Below are 20,132 nucleotides of genomic sequence, written 5' to 3' on the forward strand. Positions count from 1 at the left end.
GTGCCCGACGACACAGCACGCGCACGCGAACGAGCGCGGATACGAGCAGGCGTACGAGCAGGAGTGCGCTTACGGGGGAGGACGGCGACCAGGACACGCCTGGCGCTCGCGGCGGCGCTGGCGCTGGTCCTCGGCGCCGTGCTGCTCTCCGTCCTGCCGGAGAACGACGACCGGCTGCGGAACGACGGCGTCTGCGCGCCGCACACCGTGGCCTCCTGGGCGGCGGAGGAGGCCCTCACCGCCGAGTTCACCCGCTACGGCGACGACGCCGCACGCACCGACGACTGGACGGGCGGCGACGGCACCCACTCGGTGCGGCTGCCCGACGGCCGGCTGCTGTGGCTGTTCTCCGACACCTACCTGGGCCGCGTGCACGGCCCGCCCAACCCGGTCGGCGAGTCCTACGCCTGGCGGGACACCACCGCGCCGCTGGTGCGCAACTCGGCCGTCCTGATGCGCGACGGACGGCTGGAGACCACCCTCCCCGCCCCGCTCTTCCCCGACCCCGCGCCGGACCAGTGGCGCTGGCCGGTTGCCGCCCGGGTCGAGCCCCGCTCCCCCGGTTCCGCGGAGCGGGTCGTCCGGGTCGTGCTGTGGGTGCGTACGGCCGGGCAGTCCCCGTGGATCTACGGCGTGCCCACCGCCACCGAGGTCGCCACGCTCTCCCTGCCCGATCTGCGCCTGGAGTCGGTGGTGGAGGTGCTCGACCAGCGGAATGTCCCCGATCCGTCCCGCCGGGTCCTGTTCGGCACCACCCTGGTCGAGGAGGACGGCTGGACGTACGTCTTCGGCGGCGACGACGGCCGGGCCGCCTCCCGCGGGGCCTCACACGCGCACGTGGCACGGGTTCCGGAGGGCGGGCTCGCCGATCCGGCGGCCTGGGAGTACTGGAACGGCTCGGCGTGGCAGACCCGCGCCCGCCCGCGCCCGGTGCTGGGCGACGGACACCGCACCGGCGTGGGCAGCGCCTTCTCCGTGGTGCGGGACGGCGGGACGTACGTCCTGTTCACGATGGCCACGGGCGTCAAGGGGCTGACCACGGTGGCGTCGTACTGGTCCTGCTCCCCCACCGGCCCGTGGCACGGGCCGGCGAAGGAGTTCAGTCCCGCGCTGCCGCAGGGCGGGACCGCCGCCTACAACCCGCAGACGCACCCGGAACTGAGCGGCGACGGACGGTTGGTGCTCAGCTACGACGTCAACCTGCTCGAGCCGTCCGGCGCCGCGGTGCTGCTCAGCCGGAACGTGTCCCTGTACCGGCCCCGGTTCGTGACGATCCGACTGGGGTCGGGACGGTGACGTCCTCGCCCGGGTCCGCCCCGGGGTCCTCGGCGGGTGCCTCGTCGGCAGGGTCGTGCGAGCGGCGTTTGGCGATCACCGCGCAGACCATCAGCTGCATCTGGTGGAACAGCATCAGCGGCAGCACGGCCAGCGAGGCCTGCGCGCCGAACAGCACGCTCGCCATGGGCAGTCCGGCGGCCAGGGACTTCTTCGAACCGGCGAACTGGATCGCGACCCGGTCCGCCCGGCCGAACTTGAGCGCCTTGGCGCCGTACCAGGTCAGCAGCAGCATCACGGCGAGCAGTACGGCCTCGACGGCGAGCAGGCCGCCCAGCCGGGCCGGGCTCACCTGGTCCCAGACGCCCCGCACCATTCCCTGGCTGAACGCGGTGTAGACGACGAGCAGGATCGAGCCCCGGTCGACCAGTCCGAGCACCTTGCGGTGGCGGGTGACGAACTCCCCGATCCAGCGGCGCAGCACCTGCCCGGCGACGAACGGCACCAGCAGTTGCAGCACGATCTTCGTCACCGAGTCGGCGGAGAACCCGCCGACACCCCCGCCCAGCAGCGCCGCCGCGAGCAGCGGGGTGACGACGATGCCGACGAGTGAGGAGAAGGAGCCGGCGCAGATCGCGGCGGGCACGTTGCCGCGGGCGAGGGAGGTGAAGGCGATGGACGACTGGATGGTGGACGGGACGAGCGTGAGAAAGAGCAGGCCCTGGTACAGGGGATCGGTCAGCAGGACCGGGACGAACCCGCGGGCGACCAGGCCGAGCAGCGGGAAGACGACGAAGGTGCAGGCCAGGACGGTGCCGTGGAGCCGCCAGTGCCTCAGTCCGTCCAGTGCCTCACGGGTGGAGAGCCGGGCACCGTAGAGGAAGAAGAGGAAGGCGATGGCGGCGGTGGAGGCACCGGAGGCGAGATCGGCGCCGGTTCCGCGCGCCGGGAGCAGTGCGGCCAGGCCCACCGTCCCGAGCAGGAGCAGGATGTACGGGTCGATCGGGATCCGACTCGACCAGTGCGGGCGTTTCACAGTGCTTCACTTGCTCCACTCACTCGGGGACTCTTCGAGTCGCTCGGGGATCCTTCGAGGCTCCGCCGGGCGAGCACGGGAAGCCCCTCTCCATCCTGCTCCCTCCTTCCGTGATCGGGAATCCCGTATACTGCTCTCACTGTCATCGCGTTCCGCGATAACCTGCCGGCGTGGAGGAGATGTACGACCCGACGCAGCTGCGGACGTTCCTTTCCGTGGCGCACACGCTGTCCTTCACCCGGGCCGCTCGGCGCCTCGGGCTGCGGCAGTCGACGGTCAGCCAGCATGTGCGGCGCCTGGAGGACGCCACCGGGCGACAGCTGTTCACCCGGGACACCCACTCCGTGGAGCTCACCGAGGACGGCGAGGCGATGCTCGGCTTCGCGCGGCGGATCCTGGACGTACACGAGCAGGCGGCACAGTTCTTCGCCGGCACCCGGCTGCGCGGCCGGCTGCGGTTCGGCGCGTCGGAGGACTTCGTACTGACCAGGCTGCCGGAGATCCTGGAGCGGTTCCGCTACGAGCACCCGGAGGTCGACCTGGAGCTGACGGTCGAGCTGTCGGGCACGCTGCACGAGAAGCTGGCCGCGGGCGAGCTGGACCTGGTGCTGGCCAAGCGGCGGCCGAAGGCTCCCCGGGGCGAGCTGGTCTGGCGCGACGAGCTGGTGTGGATCGGCGCGCAGGGGCTGCGCCTCGATCCGAACCGTCCGGTGCCGCTGATCGTCTATCCGCCGCCGGGCATCACCCGGGAGCTCGCGCTGCGGGCCCTGGAGCGGCAGGGCCGTGAGTGGCGGATCGTGTGCACCAGCAGCAGCCTCAACGGCCTGCTCGCGGCGGCCCACGCCGGACTCGGCGTGATGGTGCACTCACGCGGGCTGATCCCGCCGGGGCTGGTGCGGATGCCGGACCGGACGGGGCTGCCGGAGCCGGGCCGGGTGGACTTCGCGGTGGTGCACGGCCGGCGGCGCCCCTCGGCGCAGGGTGCGGCGCACGCGCTGGCGGCGGCGATCCTGGCGGGCGGAGACCGGCTGCACCGCGGCGGGCATCACCCGGACCGGTGACCGGGAGCCGGGCCCCGCGCACCGGCACCCCCGACAGTTCCGACACCCCGGCGCACCGGTGGAGAGATTCGGTGGAGATTACGGCGCCGAACCTTACCCAATGGTCAGGATTCTGTCCGACCCTTCCCCATGTGAGCGCATTTCCCCGCGCCGACGGCCCTGGCCCGCGCCCCGGTCGTTTTCCGCCTCCCTCCCGCCCCCTGGCCGGGCGGGGCAGCTCTCACCGCGCTGTGCGGGGGGTCACACACGTCACTCCATTCGAGCGCGGCCACCGGTGACCTGGGCTCCCTGGACGAGGACGGCTACCTCACCCTCACCGGGCGCAAGAAGGAGATCCTGGTGACCTCGGGCGGCAAGAGCCTCTCGCCGGGGCTGCTGGAGGAGCGGGTGCGGGGCCATCCGCTGGTCAGCCGGTGCCTCGTCGTCGGCAACGCCCGCCCGTACGTCGCCGCCCTGGTCACCCTGGACCCGGAGGCGGTCGCGCACTGGCCGGCGATGCGCGGCAGGCCGAGCCTGTCGCCGGCCGGGCTGGTGCGCGACCCGGACCTGGAATCGGAGGTGCGGCGGGCGGTGGCCTCGGTCAACACCCTTGTCTCGCAGCGGAGTCGATCCGTGCGTTCCGCATTCTGGCGCAGCCGTTCACCGAGGAGCACGGGCTGCTCACGCCGTCGTTGAAGTTGAGGCGCAGGGCGATCGAGAAGGCGCACGAAGGGGAGGTGGAGGCGCTGTACCGCGCGTGAATCGTGCCGTCCGGAATGCATCGGGAGCCGTGATCGTTGACGATGGGCGTGTCATCCGATCACAAATCGAAGGATCGAGAGCTCGTGAGCAAGGTCCCCCCGATCACCCTGAACAACGGCGTCGAGATGCCCCAACTGGGCTTCGGCGTCTGGCAGGTGCCGGACGCGGAGGCCGAGACGGCCGTCGCGGCGGCGCTGGAGGCGGGCTACCGCAGCATCGACACCGCGGCGGCGTACGGCAACGAGGAGGGCACGGGCAGGGCGATCGCGGCCTCGGGGGTTCCCCGCGAGGACCTCTTCGTCACCACCAAGCTCTGGAACAGCGACCACGGGTACGACTCCACGCTGCGTGCCTTCGACACGTCCTTGTCCAAGCTCGGTCTGGACCATGTGGATCTGTACCTCATCCACTGGCCGACGCCGGCCGGGGCCGCTACGTCGACACGTACCGGGCGTTCGAGAAGCTGTATGCCGAGGGCCGGGTCCGCGCCATCGGCGTGTCGAACTTCCAGCCCGAGCACCTGGAGCACCTGATCGCCGAGACGTCGGTCGTACCGGCGGTCGACCAGATCGAGCTGCACCCGCATCTGCAGCAGCGCGCCGCCCGCGAGTACCACGCGGAACAGGGCATCGCCACCGAGGCCTGGTCGCCGCTGGGCCAGGGCAAGGGCCTGCTGGAGGTCCCGGCGATCGTGGCCATCGCGCGGAAGCACGGCCGTACTCCCGCCCAGGTCGTGCTGCGCTGGCACATCCAGCTCGGCAACATCGTCATCCCCAAGTCGGTGACGCCGTCCCGCATCAAGGAGAACATCGACGTCTTCGGATTCACTCTGGACGCCGAGGACCTCGCGGCGATCAGCGCCCTCGACGAGGACCGCCGTCTGGGCCCGGACCCGGCGACGCTGAACTGACCCGCTGGTCTCCGAGGCGCGAAACGCGGCGGCCCCCCGTACTGCCTGGGAGGCCGCCGCGTTCTTCGCTAGACCGGCCGGACCGCCGTGTGGACGGTGTGGGCGGCGAGGACGAAGACATCGGGGCGGTGGTGCAGGCTCGCCGCGTCGTCCGGATCGAGGAGGCGGTCGAGGGTGGCGCGGTCCTCGGCGTCCAGACCGTCGGCGAGCCTCTCGCGGACGCGGCCCAGGGTGGCGACGACGTAGGCGCGGGCGCGGTCCGTGACCGGGGCGGGGAGGTCGAGGAGGAAGGTGCGGGAGCGGGCGTGGTGCAGACCGGCCGCGGTCAGCAGCGCCTGCCAGTCCTCGGTGTGCGCGACGGCGCCGGGCAGTTCGGCCCGCATCCGGGTGAACCACTCGTCCTCCACGGCGTCGACGCGGGCCTGCAGTCCGGGCCGGCCGATGCCGATGTCGCGCGGCAGGAACCGGGCGGGCAGTCCGCCCTCCATCACGGCCAGCGTGCCGCCGGGCGCGAGCCGCCGGGCATAGGCGGCGAGCGCGGCACTCTGGTCACCGAGGTGGTGCACGCTGCGACTGGCCCACAGCAGGTCGGCCGGGTACTCCAGTTCGTCGAGCACCTCGGGCAGTTCACCGACGAGGGTGCCGAAGCGGTCGGCGGCGCCGTGCCGGGCGGCCCGGTCCGCGGCCCGCTCCAGCAGCGGTGCGGAACCGTCGACGGCCACGATCCGCGCCCCTTCGAAGACCTCGGCGAACAGGCACGAGATGACGCCGGGCCCGCTGCCCGCGTCCACGATCAGCCCCGGTTCGGTCACCTCCTTCGCGAGCCAGCCGAGGGCCCGCTCGTACAGCGGCGTGAACAGTTCGGCCTGCGATTCGAGCAGGGACGCCATCTCGGCCCAGTCGATGTCGGTGTCCGTGTGGTCGTGCTTGTGGTGATGGTGATGCGCCATGGTGGTCAGCCTCTCCGCTCGGATGCGGACAGGGTGCGCCGACGCACCGGGGAGAGGCCAATGCTGTTGCCGCTCCCGCAAAACGGTTTCCCGGAACGGGTTGGTCCGCCGGGACCGAGGGACCGGGCCGCGCGCTCGGACCCGGCCCCGGCGGACCAGGGGTCGGCCGGTCAGGACAGCGGCGGGCACGCGTTCCGCATCAGCTGCTGGAACTGTGCCGAGAACCAGTGACCGGAGACCGGGGCGTCCGGCAGGGCGCCGGTGAGGTTGTTCCCGTTGCGCGGGGTACCCGCGTAAGTCGGGTCGCACATCCGGTCGAATCCCTTGCCCTCGTCGTTCGGGATGGCCTTGCCGGCCCCGTCGGACTCACCCGAGGGCTTCGTCCACACGTAGGCGTCGATACCGCTCTCCGGTGCCGCCTTCGGGCGTTCGCCGAGTCCGGCGCCCGACTGGTTGCACCAGTTGCCGATGTGGATGCGGCGGTCGTACCGTCCGCCGTCGACGTAGGTGTCCACGCTCGTCGACGCGCCGGGTCCGGTGGGCCGGTCGCTGCCGCCCCAGCCGTTGCGGGAGGTTTCGATGAGCATGCCGATGTTGGTGTCGAAGCCGGTCGAGACGAGTTCGTTGCGGAAGGCCTGGGCGAAGCCCAGCTCGTCGACGTACCGGTTCCAGTCGACCCACTTGGACTCACGGACCGACTTGCCAGCCACGGAGTCGTTGAGGGTGAAGTTGTTCTCCTTCAGCGCACTGTAGTTGGCGGTATTGGTGATGATCGACTCCCGCTCAGGCGGCGGCCGTCCAGTGCGGTGTGGACTACCGGACCAATGACCGGGGTTCGGGCTTCACCGCGGACCTGACCCTCACCAACCGTGCCGCGGAAGCCATCGACGGCTGGACCCTCACCTACGACTACGCGAGCAACCAGCAGCTCGTGAACGGCTGGAACGGCGGCTGGAGCCAGTCCGGGAAGACCATGACCGTGCGGAACGCCGGGCACAACGGACGGATCGCGGCCGGCGACGCCGTCATCACCGGTGCGCAGTTCTCCCACAGCGGCAGCAACGCCGCGCCCGCGTCCTTCGCCCTCAACGGCACCCCCTGCACCGGGGCCCACCAGCCACCGGTTCTGGGCCCAGGCCGACATCGCCCTGGCCATGGGCTCGTACGCGGAGCTGCTCGAACAGCCCCCGCCGGCTTTCCGCGTGCCGGCCCCGGCACCTGACGTCGGGGCACGGCGGTGAGGACCGCGGGAAGGGCGTGCCGGCGTCCGCGTTGCCTGTGGGTGCTTCACGAGACGGGACCTTCAGAGAGGACGAATGGGTTCCGCCCCTCAGTCGCCACCGACTCCACCCGGGTTGCCGCACCCCGTACGGGGGTTCATCCGTCCCCGGGCGCCGGCGGCTTTCGGAACGCCCGTAGCTGGAAGACCGGGTCCGGGCGGGGGCGGTCCTGGTCGGGGAGGGCGGCGAGGCCGGTGGCGAAGGCGTCGGCGCGGGGATCGCCGGGGGGCAGGGTGACGAACCAGCCGCGGCGCAGGTCGGCGATGGTGCGGCGGGGACTGCGGCCCTGGCCGTGCCCCCGGAACACGGCCTGTCCGGCCGGGACCAGACCGTGTTCGGCGGCACAGGCCGTCACCTCTGCGGCGGCGTCGCACACCGGGCTGCGCGGGCGGGCGGAGAGGACGGCGTCGATGTCGCTGCCCACATTGTGCGAGGCGGCCTTGTCGACGGTGGTGACGTAGACCCCGCCGGGCCGCAGGACCCTGGCGCACTCGCCGACGAGGGTCCGTACGTCCTCCGGGCCGGACTGGAGGTGCAGCAGCCACACGCTGACGACGGCGTCGAGCCGGGCGCCGCCGAACGGCAGCCGGCGGCCGTCGGCGCGGACCACGGCGCCGGGCAGTCGGGCCGCCGCCATCCGGGCCATCGCCGGCGCGAGGTCGACGCCGGTCACGCGCAGGCCGACGCGGGCGGCGGGGAAGCGCCGGGTCACGATGCCGGTGCCGCAGGCAATGTCCAGCAGATCCCGCGCGCCGGCCGGTACCAGGTCCAGTACCGCCGCTGCGGCCGTGGCGGCACGGGGCTCACCGCCACGTGAGGCGTCGTACCGCTCCGCTTCCTCGTCGTAGTCGAGCACACATCTCAGTGTGCACCGTGACCGGACGCCAAGTCCTGCACTCTGCGCGCCAGTTCGATGTCCTTCGCGGTGACGGCGCCGCCCGCGCTGTGCGTCTGGACGGCGAGGGACACGGTGTTGTAGCCGAGGGTGAGATCGGAGTGGTGGTTCAACTCCTCCTGCACCTGAGCGACGTGGACGACCATCGCCGTCGCCGCGAAGTGGGAGCCGAGCCGGTAGGAACGGACGAGGCGGCCGCCGTCGAGCGCCCAGCCCGGCAGGTTGGCCAGCCGCTCCTCGATCTCCTTCGGCGACAGCGGTTCGGCGGATTCGGCGGGCATGGGCTGCGCTCCTCCTCTGTCCCCCTGTGACGTGCCCCCCTGTGACGGTCGGGGCTCTGTGTGTCCAGCGTGCCACAGGAAGTGCCGCGAGGCCCTGGCCAAGGGGTCCGGAGGGAGGGCGGGGAGGAGGTCGGGAAGGTACGGCTCCCGCGTACGGCGCCCTCTCGGCTACCGTCCCGGCATGAGCACTCTCCTGACCGGTACCACCCCTGCCGCTGCCGGAGGCGTGGGTCCGCTGCTGCGGGCCTGGCGGGAGCAGCGACGGGTCAGCCAGCTGGAACTCGCGCTGCGCGCGGACTCGTCCGCCCGGCACATCAGCTTCGTCGAGACCGGCCGCTCCCGGCCCAGCGAGGAGATGGTGCTGCGGTTGGCCAAGCACCTGGACGTCCCGGTGCGGGAGCGCAACACGCTGCTGTTGTCGGCCGGTTACGCACCCCGGTTCCCCGAGACCCCGTTGGACGATCCGGCGCTGGACGCGCTGCGTGAGGGCATCGAGCGGCTGATCGGCGGATACGAGCCGTATCCGGCGCTGGTGGTGGACGCGATGTACGACGTCGTGGCCGCCAACCGCGGGGTCATGACGCTGTTCGACGGGGTGCCGGAGTCGCTGCTGGCACCGCCGCTGAACGCGGTGCGGCTCACGCTGCACCCCGACGGGCTGGCGCCCCGGATCCGGAACCTGCGGGAGTGGCGCGGGCATCTGCTGGAGCAGATGGAACGGCAGATCGCGCTCCGCCGGTCCGCACCGCTGCGGGCGCTGTACGAGGAGGTCGCGGCGTTCCCGGTGCCGGAACCCGAGCCGGGCGAGGGGGTCGGGAACGCGTACGGGGAAGAACGGGCCGCTCCTGTCGCGTACTTCGCGCTGCCGATGCTCATCGAGCACAAGGGCCGGCTCCTGTCGTTCGTGTCGTCGATCTCCACCTTCAACACTCCGATGGACGTGACCGTCGCCGAACTGGCCGTGGAGACCCTCCTCCCGGCCGATCCGGAGACGGCCGAGTACCTTCAGTCCTGGCTGAGTTGACGGGTCTTCAAGGCCATGTGCTGGAGCAGGGCGAAGCCGGCCACCACGAGCGCCTGGAGGACCGCCCAGACCGCGCCCGCGGTACTCGGCGTGAGCCAGAGGGCGAGCGCGGCGAAACTCACCGCCGCCCAGGCGAGGTTGGCCTCGACGACGGCCCGCACACCGAGCGTCGGCGGGTGCCTTCGTGAGGCGAGCAGGCCCACACCGGCGGCGTACACCGCGAGGAAGGCGCCGACGCCGAGCAGCAGGCCGGAGCCGGTGCCGAGGAAGCGCCCGAGCGGGCCGGAGACGGCGAGGTAGGCGAGCGCGTTGGCGCCGGTGACAGCGGCGTCGAGGGCCAGGAAGCGGCGCAGCACGGACTGCGGCTCGGAGGTCCGGGCGAGCACGGCGAGCTGGGTCGCGGACATGACGAATCACCCTCCGTCGGGGTCGGTTGCGGTGACTGGGCCGGGTTCCGGGCCGGAGTGCGCCGGCCCGGAACCCGGTGCGTCCACGATCCCGCCCACGGTGGGTCGCGGTCGATTACCCGGGAGGTAATGCCCCGGACGCCCGGGAACAGGGGCGCCCGGCCGTCACCCGTGAGAGGGTCGGTCCGGCATGACAGACTGAACCCGTGTCCGGGGGCGTTGGGGAGACGTGGCGTGAGTGAACGACGGGCCGCACCCACCGTGGGCCAGGTGGTGCTCGGCAGGCGGCTGCAGGAGCTGCGGGAGACGGCGGGTCTCACCCGTGAGGAGGCCGCCCGGGTCCTGCGGGTGGCGCCCGCGACCGTACGGCGGATGGAGATGGCCGAGGTCGCGCTGAAGATCCCGTACGTCCAGATCCTGCTGACGGCCTACGGGGTGCGGCAGAGCGAGGCGGCCACGTTCATCGGGCTCGCGGAGGACGCGAACCGTCCGGGCTGGTGGCAGCGGTTCCACGACGTGCTGCCCGACTGGTTCAGCCTGTATGTGAGCCTCGAGGGCGCCGCCCGCATCATCCGGTCCTACGAGCCGCACTTCGTGCCGGGGCTGCTGCAGACGGAGGACTACGCGCGTGCCGTCCTGGAGGCCGGGACGATCGGGAACCGGGGGCCGGAGGCGGTCGAGCGGCATGTGTCGCTGCGTCTGGAGCGGCAGCGGCTCCTCGAGCGCCCGGATCCGCCCCACCTGTGGGTGATCATCGAGGAGACGGTGCTGCGGCGGCCGGTGAGCGTGGACGGCCGGGTGATGCGCGACCAGTTCGACAAGCTGCTGAAGTGGTCCGAGCGGGACCGGATCACGGTTCAGGTCGCCGAGTTCGCCGACGGCCCGCACCCGGGGACGTACGCGCCGTTCTCGCTGTTCCGTTTCGCCGAGCCGGAGCTGCCCGACATGGTGTTCACCGAGTATCTGACCGGCGCCCTGTACCTGGACTCCCGCAAGGAGGTCTCGGCGCATCTGGAGGTCCTGGACCACATGGTGGCGCGGGCCGCCACCACCCAGCACACCCAGAAGCTGCTGCGGGAGTTCCGGGACAGCTACTGAGCACCGCCGCGCCCGGCCTGTCCGCGGTGCCCGTCACGTCCGTCGTTCTCGTCGTCGACGATCTCGGCGTCGACGACGCCTTCCTCCTCCTGCGGTGAGGTGTGCTGCCCGGCGTCGCCGGTGGGCGCCTGACCGGCCTGGGCGTACATCGCCTGGCCCATCTTCTGACTGACCGTGGCGAGTTTCTCGACACCGGCGCGCAGGGTGGCCGTGTCGGCGGACTGCTCCAGCAGAGGCTTGAGCTCCGCGACGGCGGCCTCGACCTCGGACTTGGTGTCCGGGGGGATCCTGTCGCCGTTGTCCCGGATGAACTTCTCGGTCTGGTAGACGAGTTGCTCGGCCTGGTTACGGGTTTCGGCGGCTTCGCGGCGCTTGCGGTCCTCGTCGGCGTACTGCTCGGCCTCGCGCATCATGCGGTCGATGTCGTCCTTGGGAAGCGCCGAGCCGCCGGTGACGGTCATCTTCTGTTCCCGGCCGGTGGCGAGGTCCTTGGCGGAGACGTGCATGATGCCGTTGGCGTCGATGTCGAAGGCCACCTCGATCTGCGGGATGCCGCGCGGCGCCGGGGGCAGACCGGTCAGGTCGAAGACGCCGAGCTTCTTGTTGTACGCCGCGATCTCGCGTTCACCCTGGTAGACCTGGATGCCGACCGAGGGCTGGTTGTCGGTGGCCGTGGTGAAGGTCTCCGAGCGCCGGGTCGGGATGGTCGTGTTGCGTTCGATCAGTTTGGTCATGATGCCGCCCTTGGTCTCGATACCCAGGGACAGCGGGGTGACGTCGAGGAGCAGTACGTCCTTCACGTCGCCGCGGATGACGCCCGCCTGAAGGGCCGCTCCGACGGCGACGACCTCGTCCGGGTTGACGCCCTTGTGCGGGTCCTTGCCGGTGAGTTCGCGGACCAGGTCGGTCACGGCGGGCATCCGGGTGGAGCCGCCGACCAGGATGACGTGGTCGACCGCGGAGAGCTTGACACCGGCGTCCTTGACGGCCTGGTGGAAGGGTGTCTTGCAGCGTTCCAGCAGGTCGGCGGTGAGTTCCTGGAACTGGGCCCGGGTGAGTTTCTCGTCGAGGTGCAGGGGGCCCTCGGCGGAGGCGGTGATGTAGGGCAGGTTGATCGTGGTCTCGGAGGAGGAGGACAGCTCGATCTTGGCCTTCTCCGCCGCCTCGCGCAGCCGCTGCACGGCCATCTTGTCCTGCGTCAGGTCGATGCCGTAGTGGTTCTTGAAGCGCTGGGCGAGGTGCTCGAGGAGGCGCTGGTCCCAGTCGTCGCCGCCTAGGTGGGTGTCGCCGTTGGTGGCCTTCACCTCGATGACGCCCTCGCCCATCTCCAGCAGCGACACGTCGAAGGTGCCGCCGCCCAGGTCGAAGACGAGGACGGTCTGCTCGTGCTCCTTGTCCAGGCCGTACGCGAGGGCCGCCGCCGTGGGCTCGTTGATGATCCGCAGGACCTTCAGCCCGGCGATCTCCCCGGCCTCCTTGGTCGCCTGCCGCTGGGCGTCGTCGAAGTAGGCGGGCACGGTGATCACCGCGTCGGTGACGTCCTCGCCCAGGTACGCCTCGGCGTCCCGCTTGAGTTTCTGCAGCACCCGCGCGGACAACTCCTGCGCCCGGTAGCGGGTGCCGTCCACGGAGCCCTGTTCGGGGAAGTGCCACTGTCCGTCGCCCATGTGCCGTTTCACGGAGCGCGCGGTGCGGTCGACGTTCGTCACGGCCTGCCGCTTGGCGACCTCGCCGACGAGCACCTCGCCGTTCTTGGCGAAGGCCACCACCGAGGGTGTGGTCCGCGCGCCCTCCGCGTTGGCGACGACGGTGGGTTCACCACCCTCCAGCACGGCCACCACCGAGTTCGTGGTTCCCAGGTCGATTCCGACCGCACGTCCCATCGCTGTCCCCTTCCGCCAGGGCACACCTCTTTTGGACCTCAAGGCTTCCAGCACAAAACTTGAGCGGGCTGTTGTCAATAGTTTACGTGGACTGTTTGTCAACCGCTCGTTTCGGCGGCCACGGTCACCCGTTTCGTCCACCGCCGCGCGGCGCGGTGGGCGGGGCGGCGCGCAGTTCCACGGCGCGCCGGGGCCGGTCGGTGATGAGGACGTCCACGCGCGGGTCGGTGAGGAAACCGCGCATCGGGGCGTCGTCGTTGACCGTCCACACCATGGTGAACAGGCCGTTGCGGGCCGCCTCGCGCAGCGCCCCGGCGCGGGCGAGCCGCCGGTGCGCCGCGATCCCGTGGGCGCCGCAGGCGCGGACCCGGCGCAGGGGCAGCAGTTCGCTCAACCGGGTGCGCGCCAGCCGGGCCCGCGGGATCCCCGTGCCGTCCCGGCCGAGGGACAGCACGGTGCGCACGCCGGGGAAGGCCGCGGTGATCGCGGCCACGGAACGGTCCTCCAGGCTGGTGGCGACGAAGCCGTCCCGGCCGAGCAGGGAGATCGCCCGGTCGATCAGCTCCCGCTCGTGACCGGTCTCCTTCAGGTCGAGATGCCCGACGAGTTTCCCGGCGATCAGATCCATGACCTCGTCCACGACGGGGACGCGGTGCCCGGTGCGCGCGCAGAGCTCGGCGTGGGTGAGCGCGGACAGCGGCGGGCCGGTGCGTCCGGCGCGGGAGTCGTGGTGGACGACGAAGACCCCGTCGGCCGTGCGCCGTACGTCGAACTCGACGTACTCCGCACCGGACCGCAGGGCGTCCTCGTAGGCCTCCCGGGTCGCGGGGGCGGCGCGTTCGGAGCCTCCCCGGTGGGCGGAGACGGCGGGCCGTGGCGTCATACGGGGCGGCTCCCTGACATCGGCTCCCGGAGGGGGACGCGGCGCAGGCCGCCCCGACGGGACGGCCTGCGGGTGTACCACGGGGCCAGGGCCTGTCCGTCGGATCCTGCCGCAGACGCGGGGTCCGGCACGCCCTCCCCCGGGCTCTCGACGAGCTCGAGCAGGGGACGCCCTCCCTCGCGTCGACGCCCTCCTCCGCCTTGCAGCTGGACGCTCCCCCATCGCCCCCGCTCACCTGCGCTGATGGGCGCCGCCGATTTCCTGCGACCTGATCCGCCGGACAAGCCCTAGCGGGTCAGGAGAGCTTCGCCGTCAGCGTGATCTCGGTGCCCGTCAGGGCCTGGCTGACCGGGCAGTTGACCTTGGCGTCCTCGGCCGCGGCGCGGAAGGCCGCCTCGTCCAGGCCGGGGACGGTGGCCTCGACGATGAGGTGGATGCCGGTGATGCCCTCGCCGGGCACGAAGGTGACGTCGGCGGAGGTCACCAGGCGGGTCGGCGGGTTGCCGGCCTTGTCGAGGATGTTGGAGAAGGCCATCGAGTAGCAGCTGGAGTGCGCGGCGGCGATCAGCTCCTCGGGGCTGGTCTTGCCGTTCGCCTCCTCCGCGCGCGACGCCCAGGTGACAGGCTGCTCGCCGATGCTGCCGGAGGAGTCGAAGGTGACGACCCCGCTGCCCTTGAAGAGGTTGCCTTCCCAAACGGTGTGTGCGGAGCGCGTGGCTGCCATGACGCATCCTTTCGAAAATGTCCGGCCGTGTGTCCGGCCCGTGCTCTGTCCGGGGCGCCCGAGTCAACCGGGATTCCCGCCCCCATCCGATCACACTACGGCTCAACCCACCCGGAAGACCTGCCCCCCACCCGGAAGACCTGCCCTCTCGGGGTCATGCCGCGCGTTCCTGGTCGGGGCGGGGGCGGGTCGGTTGGGCGAAGTCGCCGGACTCGGCCAGCCAGCGGCGCAGCACCCGGTGGACGTGTTCGGCGCCGGCGAGTTCGGTGGTGTCGGCGACCGGTGGGGACAGCGCGACCGGGGACAGCAGGAAGGGGCGGGACTGGGCGCCGCCGAGGCCGCCGTGGGAGCCGATCTGCTCCTCGAAGGCGAGGACCTCCCCGGTGGCGGGGTCGTGGAAGGAGTTGACCATGATGTCGGCGGTGTGCGGGAAGGAGTGGGTGCGGCGTATGACGTCTGCGGCGCCCGGTCCGAACGCGGCGAGGGGCCCGGGGGCGTCGTCGAGTGCGTCCAGGGGGATCTCCGCGCCGTGCGCGCCGAGGACGACCCCGCCGTGCCGTTCGCTGCGGACCAGCAGGAAGCCGATGCCGGGGTGGTTCGCGAGGGTCGGCAGCAGCGCTGGATGGCGGGCGTCTATCTCCTCCTTGCTCATCCGGTGCGGCACGTCCGGGAAGGAGACCAGGCCGAGGTTGCCGGAGGCCAGCACGACGGGCTCCGAGCGGCGGGTGGGACGGTACTGCTCGACGCCCTCCTCGACCGGCCGGTGCAGGGCCGCGCGCACCGCCGCGCGGGCCTCGGCGCCGCTGCGGGTGCGCCGCGCGCGGCGCGGTACGGGCAGTCCGCAGCCTGCCCGGACCAGGTCGCCGAGGGTGAGGCCGTAGCGGGCGCGGAAGGTCTCGCCGGGGCTCTGGCCGTGGTCGGAGAGGACGATGATCCGGTACGGGCGCGGGGCGTGCTCGGCGACGTGCTCGATCAGGGCGAGGGAGCGGTCGAGGCGTTTCAGGACCTTCTCGGCGTCCCGGCTCGCGGGGCCGGAGTGGTGGGCCACCTCGTCGTAGGCGACCAGATCGGCGTAGACGGAGGTGCGGCCGGCCAGCAGGTCGCCCACGACGGCGGCGACGACCACGTCCCGCTGGACGACGGTCGCGAAGGCCCGCACGAACGGGTAGAGCCCGCCGCGGGACACACGCGGGAACTGCTTGGCGTACCGGGCCCGGGTGGACTGGGCGATTTCGCGGATCACCTCGGCGCCGAAGGACAGGGCGGTGCGCACGGCGTTGGCCGGGTCGGAGAAGTAGGCGAAGTAGCCCGAGCGGGAGCGGTTCTCCCGGGTGCGGCGGCGTGCGGTGATGGACAGCACCAGGGCCTGTTCGCCGGCGCCGCCGCTGAACAGGTTGCCGCGGCTGGCGCCGTCGGCGGCCAGCAGCCCGGCATGGCCTGCGTGCCGGGCGGCGCGCCGCTGGAGCGCCACGGCGCTGGCGGGCCGGTTGCAGACCACCACCTCCCGGCGGTCCTTCTCGTACCAGCGGAAGGCGGGGACGTCGTGGTTGCTGCCGTGCAGGATGCCGAGCTGACTGGCGCCGGTCTGACTGGACCAGTCGGTGCGCCAGGGAGTGAGCCGGTGGGAGGCGGGACGGGCGTCGTCGGCGCCGAGCCAGCGGGCGACGGTCGGCATCAGGCCCCGGTCGACCGCGTGCAGCAGGACGTCGTGGCCGACGCCGTCCAGTTGCAGGAAGACGGTGCCGTGGGTGGCCGGGACGGGCGGCGCGGAGCCGCGGCGGCGGTCGGCGAGCCGGTAGAGGCGGCGGCGGTAGGCGTCGTCGTCGCGCACGGCGAGGGCGGCTCCGGTGGCGGAGGCGACGGCGGACATCACGGCGGCGACCACCACCGCGGTCTCCCACGCGGCGGTCCCGCGTTCGACCGGGTTGAGCCGCAGCGCCAGCAGCAGCAGCGCGCCGTTGAGGAAGAACACCAGCAGGCCGAGGACGAGCGCCGGTACGAGCAGCAGCAGGCGCACCAGCAGCGGCCACACCAACGCCGACAGCAGGCCGAAGGCGCCGGCGCCGAGCGCGGCGGTGACCGCGATGTCGGTGGCGCTGTCGCCGTCGGCGGAGCGCAGCCGGAAGTCGGGGAGGAGGCCGGCGAGCACCAGCATGGTGAGGGTGGCGACCACCCACACGGTGACGCTCCGCCCGATCTGACTGGCGACCCGTCGCCATCGCACGCCACCCACGCCCAGCCCACCTCACGTCCCGGCTCGTCGCCGCCACCAGCCAGGGTGGCCTGCGAGCCGGCCCCGCCCGTACCCACCCTGTCACAACGCCCGGATGTGCCGTTTCGTCCCGGAGGGTCCCGGGGAGGGCCGGGTGCGGCTCAGCGGCCGTCGTAGCCGGCCGTCGGCATGGACAGTCGTCGGTGCACCCGGGCCTTCATCGCGGCGTCGTACGACGGTTCGACGTGGCCGACGGTCTCCACCCGCACCCCGCGCCGCGCGCACTCGGCGGTGAACTCCTCGGCGGAGGCCAGGGCACTCTCCAGCACCCGGCGGCTGGGCGCCACGAACAGATCGGTGCCCGGCCGTACGCCGTCCCACAGAAGGCTGTGGTCGGGGCGCAGTCCCCGCACCAGCAGTTCCCGGGCCACCACGTAGCCGCGTTCGCAGGCCCAGCGGGCGCACATCGCGTGCTGACTGCGGGAGTCCACGAGGAAGGGATCGGCGTCCAGTTCCTCCAGCGGTGTCAGACTCGCGATCGCCGTCACCCGCACCGGTCCCATGGCGTCCCCCTCACCTCCGGACTGCGTCGCCGACCCTACTCCTGCGCGTAGGCTTCGGGGAGTCGTGGAAGGGGGCGAAGAGGTGCCGGTGGAGATCACCTGGTGGGGTCACGCCACCTGCACGGTCGAGGACTCGCACACCCGCGTGCTCACCGATCCCCTGTTCGCCCGCCGGCTCGCACATCTGCGGCGGCGGCGCGGCGGCGTGCCACCGCCGGGCGCCCGGCACGCGGACGTGGCGCTGGTCTCCCATCTGCATGCCGATCATCTGCATCTGCCCTCGCTGGCGCTGCTCGCCCCGGGCACGCGCCTGCTCGTGCCCCAAGGCGCACGCCGTGCGGTGCCGGGGCTGCGCCGGCTCACGCATCTCGACGTGAGCGAGGTGGCGCCCGGGGACGCGCTGACGGTCGGCGGTCTGGTCGTACGGGTCGTGACCGCCCGGCACGACGGGCGGCGGCTGCCGCTCGGACCGCCCCGCTCCCCCGCGCTCGGCTACGTCGTGGAGGGTGAGGCGCGCACGTACTTCGCGGGCGACACCGGGCTGTTCGACACGATGGCCGAGGAGGTCGGGCCGGTCGACGTGGCACTGCTGCCGGTGGGCGGCTGGGTCCGTATCTCGGTGAGGGGCACCTGGACGCGGCGCGCGCGGCCGAGGCACTGGCCCGGCTCGGGGCGCGCAGCGCGGTGCCGGTGCACTACGGCACGTACTGGCCGATCGGCATGGACGCCGTGCGTCCGCACGAGTTCCACTCGCCGGGCGACGAATTCGTACGACGGGCTGCCGAGCAGGCGCCGGGGGTGCCGGTGCACCGGTTGGGGCACGGGGAGAGCGTGCGCCTGAGGGTCCCACGGTGATCCTGCCCGCCGCCCTGGTACAGGCGGCCGGTGCGCCTGTGTCCGCCCTGGTCGCCCTGACCGCGCTGTCGACCGTGCCGGCGACCGTGGTTCCGGCGTCCACCCAGCAGGCGATCGGGTATCCCTCGCTGTTCCTGCTGGTGCTGATCGGGGCGCTGGTGCCGGTGGTGCCGACGGGGGCGCTCGTGAGTTCGGCGGCCGTGGTCGCCTTCCACCGGATGGCGCCGATCTCGATGGTGCTGGTGTTCGCGACGGCGGCCCTGGCCGCGTTCCTCGGGGACATCGCGCTGTACTGGCTGGGGCGGCGCGGGATGCGGTCGCGGAACGGTTCGCGCTGGCTGGAGGCGATCCGGGCGCGGGCGCCGGAAGACCGGCTGGCGCAGGCGCAGACCAAGCTCACCGATCACGGCGTGACGGTGCTGGTGCTGTCCCGGCTGATGCCGGCGGGGCGCCTTCCGGTGATGCTGGCCTGTCTGATCGCCGAGTGGCCACTGCGCCGCTTCGTCCGCGGCAACCTGCCGGCCTGCCTGGCCTGGGCGTTGACGTACCAGTTGATCGGCGTCCTCGGCGGCTCGCTGTTCGAGAAGCCCTGGCAGGGCGTGCTCGCGGCGGTCGTCCTGACCGTCCTGATCAGTGCGGCCCCGAGCCTGTGGCGGCACCTGCGGGGCCCGGCGTCGCGGTGACTCTCAGCGCTGAGCCTCGTCGCGGAGATCGTCGAATACCGTCTTCAGGTGGTTCAACGCGCCTCGCACGTGCGGAAGTTCCAGTGGTGCGGATGATCCGAGACATTCCGCGCGCCGCTCGGCGGTGTCGCCGAGCAGGGGCGCGGTGGACAGCCGTACGCGCGGCGCCTCGAGGTCGTCGCCGAAGCGGTGGCCGCCCGGCGCGGGCATGCCGAGCCGCCCGGTGAGGAAGTCCTCCAGTTCCTGGGCGTCGCCGACGCCGTGCGCGGTGAGTGCGGGGGCCAGCGGCGTGAGGTCGACGTAGAGGTGCCGTCCGGCCTGCGGGGGCGGGCCAGGGCTCCCGCGGCGACGACCGTGTCCCGCGCGGCGGCGGCCACGCGCGCGTGCAGACGTACGGCGGCGGCCGTCCGCGCGGTGACCGGTTCCGGCTCGGCCAGCGCGTAGGCCACCGCGGCGGCGACCGGGGCTGCCACACGCGCGTCGAGCGTGGTCAGTACGTCGAGCACGCGCGCGTGGAGCGCGCCGCCGTCCGCGCCCGCCGGGAAGCGGGCGACCGCGGCGGGCCAGCCCGACGGAAGCAGGGCGCCCGCCAGGTTGGTGACCACGGTGACGTGTTCGGGCAGCATCTCGGCGGGGCTGAGCAGCACGGTGTCGCGCGGTGCGTGCAGGGTGTCCCGCCAGGTCTCGTCGCTGACCAGATGGAGCCCCTCGGCGACGGCGGCCTCAATGGTCTCGTGCAGCAGTTCGGGCGGGGCGACGGTGGCGGTGGGGTCGTCGGCGACGGAGAGCACCAGCAGACGCGGGTCACCGCCCTCGGCGCGCACCCGCCGCACGGTCTCCAGCAGGGCGTATGGATCGGGGACGCCGCCGCTCTCGGGGGGCGTCGGCACTTGGAAGGCGGGGCGGCCGAGCAGCCGGGCTTCGGGAGCCCACCAGGCGGCGCAGGGCCGGGGGACCAGTACGTCTCCGCCGAGGGCCGCGGTGAGCGCCATGAGGAGGACGGGCGCGCCGGGGGCGACGGCCACCCGGTCGGGGGACGCGGGCAGACCGCGCCGGTCGCCGTGGCCGCACGCGGCGTCCAGCAGGGCGGGACCGCCGCCGACCGGCTCGGCCTCCGCGCGGGACGCGGCGGCGGCGAGGACGGCGGCGAGTTCGGGCAGGACGGGCAGCCCGTCCTCGGGCAGTGCCGGTCCGAAGCGAACAGGGCCGTGCCCGACCGGACCGTGCTCGAGGGGGCCGTGCCCTCCGGGGTCCGTCCGCCGCATATGTACCTCCGCGCAGTGTCTGGTACCCCGGCGTACCCAAGGGGGTCACCCGAGTCGGTCACCCGAGTCAGTACCCACGGTGCCACTCCGCGCGGATGGCCGCGGG

At 72.5% G+C, this 20,132-nt stretch carries 15 protein-coding genes and 6 pseudogenes; 9 read left to right on the forward strand and 12 right to left on the reverse strand.

What is annotated here, in order from left to right:
• Window positions 1-63 precede the first annotated feature (63 nt).
• Complete coding sequence (locus WJ438_RS06560; RefSeq protein WP_406729610.1) at window positions 64-1,296, forward strand: DUF4185 domain-containing protein; 1,233 nt, start codon at window positions 64-66, stop codon at window positions 1,294-1,296.
• Here WJ438_RS06560 and WJ438_RS06565 read toward each other — a convergent pair.
• Entirely contained in the window at window positions 1,232-2,311 is a 1,080-nt protein-coding gene (locus WJ438_RS06565; protein ID WP_406724365.1) for a bile acid:sodium symporter family protein, read from the reverse strand. The genes WJ438_RS06560 and WJ438_RS06565 overlap by 65 nt on opposite strands.
• 179 nt (window positions 2,312-2,490) lie before the next feature.
• On the opposite strand from WJ438_RS06565, the gene WJ438_RS06570 reads away from it, so the two are divergent.
• The 3 genes and pseudogenes from WJ438_RS06570 to WJ438_RS06580 all read left to right on the forward strand — a co-directional run bounded on the left by WJ438_RS06570 (window position 2,491) and on the right by WJ438_RS06580 (window position 5,023).
• Window positions 2,491-3,372, forward strand: coding sequence for a LysR family transcriptional regulator (locus WJ438_RS06570; protein WP_406729611.1), 882 nt, complete (start codon window positions 2,491-2,493; stop codon window positions 3,370-3,372).
• A 267-nt stretch (window positions 3,373-3,639) separates the two neighbouring features.
• A pseudogene (locus WJ438_RS06575) lies at window positions 3,640-4,112 on the forward strand (long-chain fatty acid--CoA ligase); the annotation flags it as partial.
• Between the two features lie 42 nt (window positions 4,113-4,154).
• Window positions 4,155-5,023 (forward strand): annotated as a pseudogene (locus WJ438_RS06580) (aldo/keto reductase).
• A gap of 68 nt (window positions 5,024-5,091) precedes the next feature.
• Here the strand turns inward: WJ438_RS06580 and WJ438_RS06585 are convergent.
• Both WJ438_RS06585 and WJ438_RS06590 read right to left on the reverse strand, forming a co-directional pair.
• Entirely contained in the window at window positions 5,092-5,973 is an 882-nt protein-coding gene (locus WJ438_RS06585) for a class I SAM-dependent methyltransferase (protein ID WP_406724366.1), read from the reverse strand.
• Window positions 5,974-6,143: 170 nt separating this feature from the next.
• Window positions 6,144-6,743, reverse strand: a pseudogene (locus WJ438_RS06590) (glycoside hydrolase family 6 protein); the annotation flags it as partial.
• A gap of 38 nt (window positions 6,744-6,781) precedes the next feature.
• Between WJ438_RS06590 and WJ438_RS06595 the strand changes: the two are divergent.
• Window positions 6,782-7,099, forward strand: a pseudogene (locus WJ438_RS06595) (cellulose binding domain-containing protein); the annotation flags it as partial.
• Window positions 7,100-7,350: 251 nt separating this feature from the next.
• Here WJ438_RS06595 and WJ438_RS06600 read toward each other — a convergent pair.
• Together WJ438_RS06600 and WJ438_RS06605 are read right to left on the reverse strand one after the other, a co-directional pair.
• Window positions 7,351-8,109, reverse strand: a complete 759-nt coding sequence (locus WJ438_RS06600; protein ID WP_406724367.1) for a class I SAM-dependent methyltransferase — start codon at window positions 8,107-8,109, stop codon at window positions 7,351-7,353.
• 5 nt (window positions 8,110-8,114) lie between these two features.
• Window positions 8,115-8,429, reverse strand: a complete 315-nt coding sequence (locus WJ438_RS06605) for a 4a-hydroxytetrahydrobiopterin dehydratase (protein ID WP_406724368.1) — start codon at window positions 8,427-8,429, stop codon at window positions 8,115-8,117.
• Window positions 8,430-8,610: 181 nt separating this feature from the next.
• On the opposite strand from WJ438_RS06605, the gene WJ438_RS06610 reads away from it, so the two are divergent.
• Complete coding sequence (locus WJ438_RS06610) at window positions 8,611-9,453, forward strand: helix-turn-helix domain-containing protein (RefSeq protein ID WP_406724369.1); 843 nt, start codon at window positions 8,611-8,613, stop codon at window positions 9,451-9,453.
• On the opposite strand, the gene WJ438_RS06615 is transcribed toward WJ438_RS06610, so the two are convergent.
• Window positions 9,435-9,860 (reverse strand): hypothetical protein, encoded by a 426-nt coding sequence (locus tag WJ438_RS06615; RefSeq protein WP_406724370.1) that lies wholly within the window; start codon window positions 9,858-9,860, stop codon window positions 9,435-9,437. The genes WJ438_RS06610 and WJ438_RS06615 overlap by 19 nt on opposite strands.
• A 234-nt stretch (window positions 9,861-10,094) precedes the next feature.
• On the opposite strand from WJ438_RS06615, the gene WJ438_RS06620 reads away from it, so the two are divergent.
• On the forward strand, window positions 10,095-10,958 hold the full coding sequence (locus WJ438_RS06620) for a helix-turn-helix transcriptional regulator (protein WP_406724371.1): 864 nt from the start codon (window positions 10,095-10,097) through the stop codon (window positions 10,956-10,958).
• On the opposite strand, the gene dnaK is transcribed toward WJ438_RS06620, so the two are convergent.
• From dnaK to WJ438_RS06645, 5 genes are all read right to left on the reverse strand, one after another.
• Complete coding sequence (gene dnaK, locus WJ438_RS06625; RefSeq protein ID WP_406724372.1) at window positions 10,952-12,841, reverse strand: molecular chaperone DnaK; 1,890 nt, start codon at window positions 12,839-12,841, stop codon at window positions 10,952-10,954. The two genes, WJ438_RS06620 and dnaK, sit on opposite strands and share 7 nt — an antisense overlap.
• A gap of 124 nt (window positions 12,842-12,965) precedes the next feature.
• Window positions 12,966-13,724: a glycerophosphodiester phosphodiesterase family protein gene (locus WJ438_RS06630; RefSeq protein WP_406724373.1), complete on the reverse strand. Its 759-nt coding sequence runs from the start codon at window positions 13,722-13,724 to the stop codon at window positions 12,966-12,968.
• A gap of 295 nt (window positions 13,725-14,019) precedes the next feature.
• Complete coding sequence (locus WJ438_RS06635; protein WP_406724374.1) at window positions 14,020-14,448, reverse strand: OsmC family peroxiredoxin; 429 nt, start codon at window positions 14,446-14,448, stop codon at window positions 14,020-14,022.
• 154 nt (window positions 14,449-14,602) lie between these two features.
• Entirely contained in the window at window positions 14,603-16,627 is a 2,025-nt protein-coding gene (locus WJ438_RS06640; protein WP_406729612.1) for a phage holin family protein, read from the reverse strand.
• Between the two features lie 194 nt (window positions 16,628-16,821).
• On the reverse strand, window positions 16,822-17,223 hold the full coding sequence (locus WJ438_RS06645) for a hypothetical protein (protein ID WP_406724375.1): 402 nt from the start codon (window positions 17,221-17,223) through the stop codon (window positions 16,822-16,824).
• Window positions 17,224-17,305: 82 nt separating this feature from the next.
• Between WJ438_RS06645 and WJ438_RS06650 the strand changes: the two are divergent.
• Window positions 17,306-18,078 (forward strand): annotated as a pseudogene (locus WJ438_RS06650) (MBL fold metallo-hydrolase).
• A 56-nt stretch (window positions 18,079-18,134) separates the two neighbouring features.
• A complete protein-coding gene (locus WJ438_RS06655) occupies window positions 18,135-18,761 on the forward strand; it encodes a DedA family protein (RefSeq protein ID WP_406729613.1) in 627 nt (208 codons plus the stop codon).
• A gap of 3 nt (window positions 18,762-18,764) precedes the next feature.
• Here WJ438_RS06655 and WJ438_RS06660 read toward each other — a convergent pair.
• Window positions 18,765-20,026 (reverse strand): annotated as a pseudogene (locus WJ438_RS06660) (aminotransferase class I/II-fold pyridoxal phosphate-dependent enzyme).
• Window positions 20,027-20,132 lie beyond the last annotated feature (106 nt).

It is taken from the genome of Streptomyces sp. GD-15H (genome assembly GCF_045291515.1).
Taxonomy (GTDB): Bacteria; Actinomycetota; Actinomycetes; order Streptomycetales; family Streptomycetaceae; genus Streptomyces.

Bases quoted from the DNA above. Each gene is read 5' to 3' on its own strand.
- WJ438_RS06570 (WP_406729611.1), top strand. From the start codon at position 2,491: ATGTACGACCCGACGCAGCTGCGGACGTTCCTTTCCGTGGCGCACACG.
- WJ438_RS06585 (WP_406724366.1), bottom strand. From the start codon at position 5,973: ATGGCGCATCACCATCACCACAAGCACGACCACACGGACACCGACATC.
- WJ438_RS06605 (WP_406724368.1), bottom strand. From the start codon at position 8,429: ATGCCCGCCGAATCCGCCGAACCGCTGTCGCCGAAGGAGATCGAGGAG.
- WJ438_RS06610 (WP_406724369.1), top strand. From the start codon at position 8,611: ATGAGCACTCTCCTGACCGGTACCACCCCTGCCGCTGCCGGAGGCGTG.
- WJ438_RS06615 (WP_406724370.1), bottom strand. From the start codon at position 9,860: ATGTCCGCGACCCAGCTCGCCGTGCTCGCCCGGACCTCCGAGCCGCAG.
- dnaK (WP_406724372.1), bottom strand. From the start codon at position 12,841: ATGGGACGTGCGGTCGGAATCGACCTGGGAACCACGAACTCGGTGGTG.
- WJ438_RS06630 (WP_406724373.1), bottom strand. From the start codon at position 13,724: ATGACGCCACGGCCCGCCGTCTCCGCCCACCGGGGAGGCTCCGAACGC.
- WJ438_RS06635 (WP_406724374.1), bottom strand. From the start codon at position 14,448: ATGGCAGCCACGCGCTCCGCACACACCGTTTGGGAAGGCAACCTCTTC.
- WJ438_RS06645 (WP_406724375.1), bottom strand. From the start codon at position 17,223: ATGGGACCGGTGCGGGTGACGGCGATCGCGAGTCTGACACCGCTGGAG.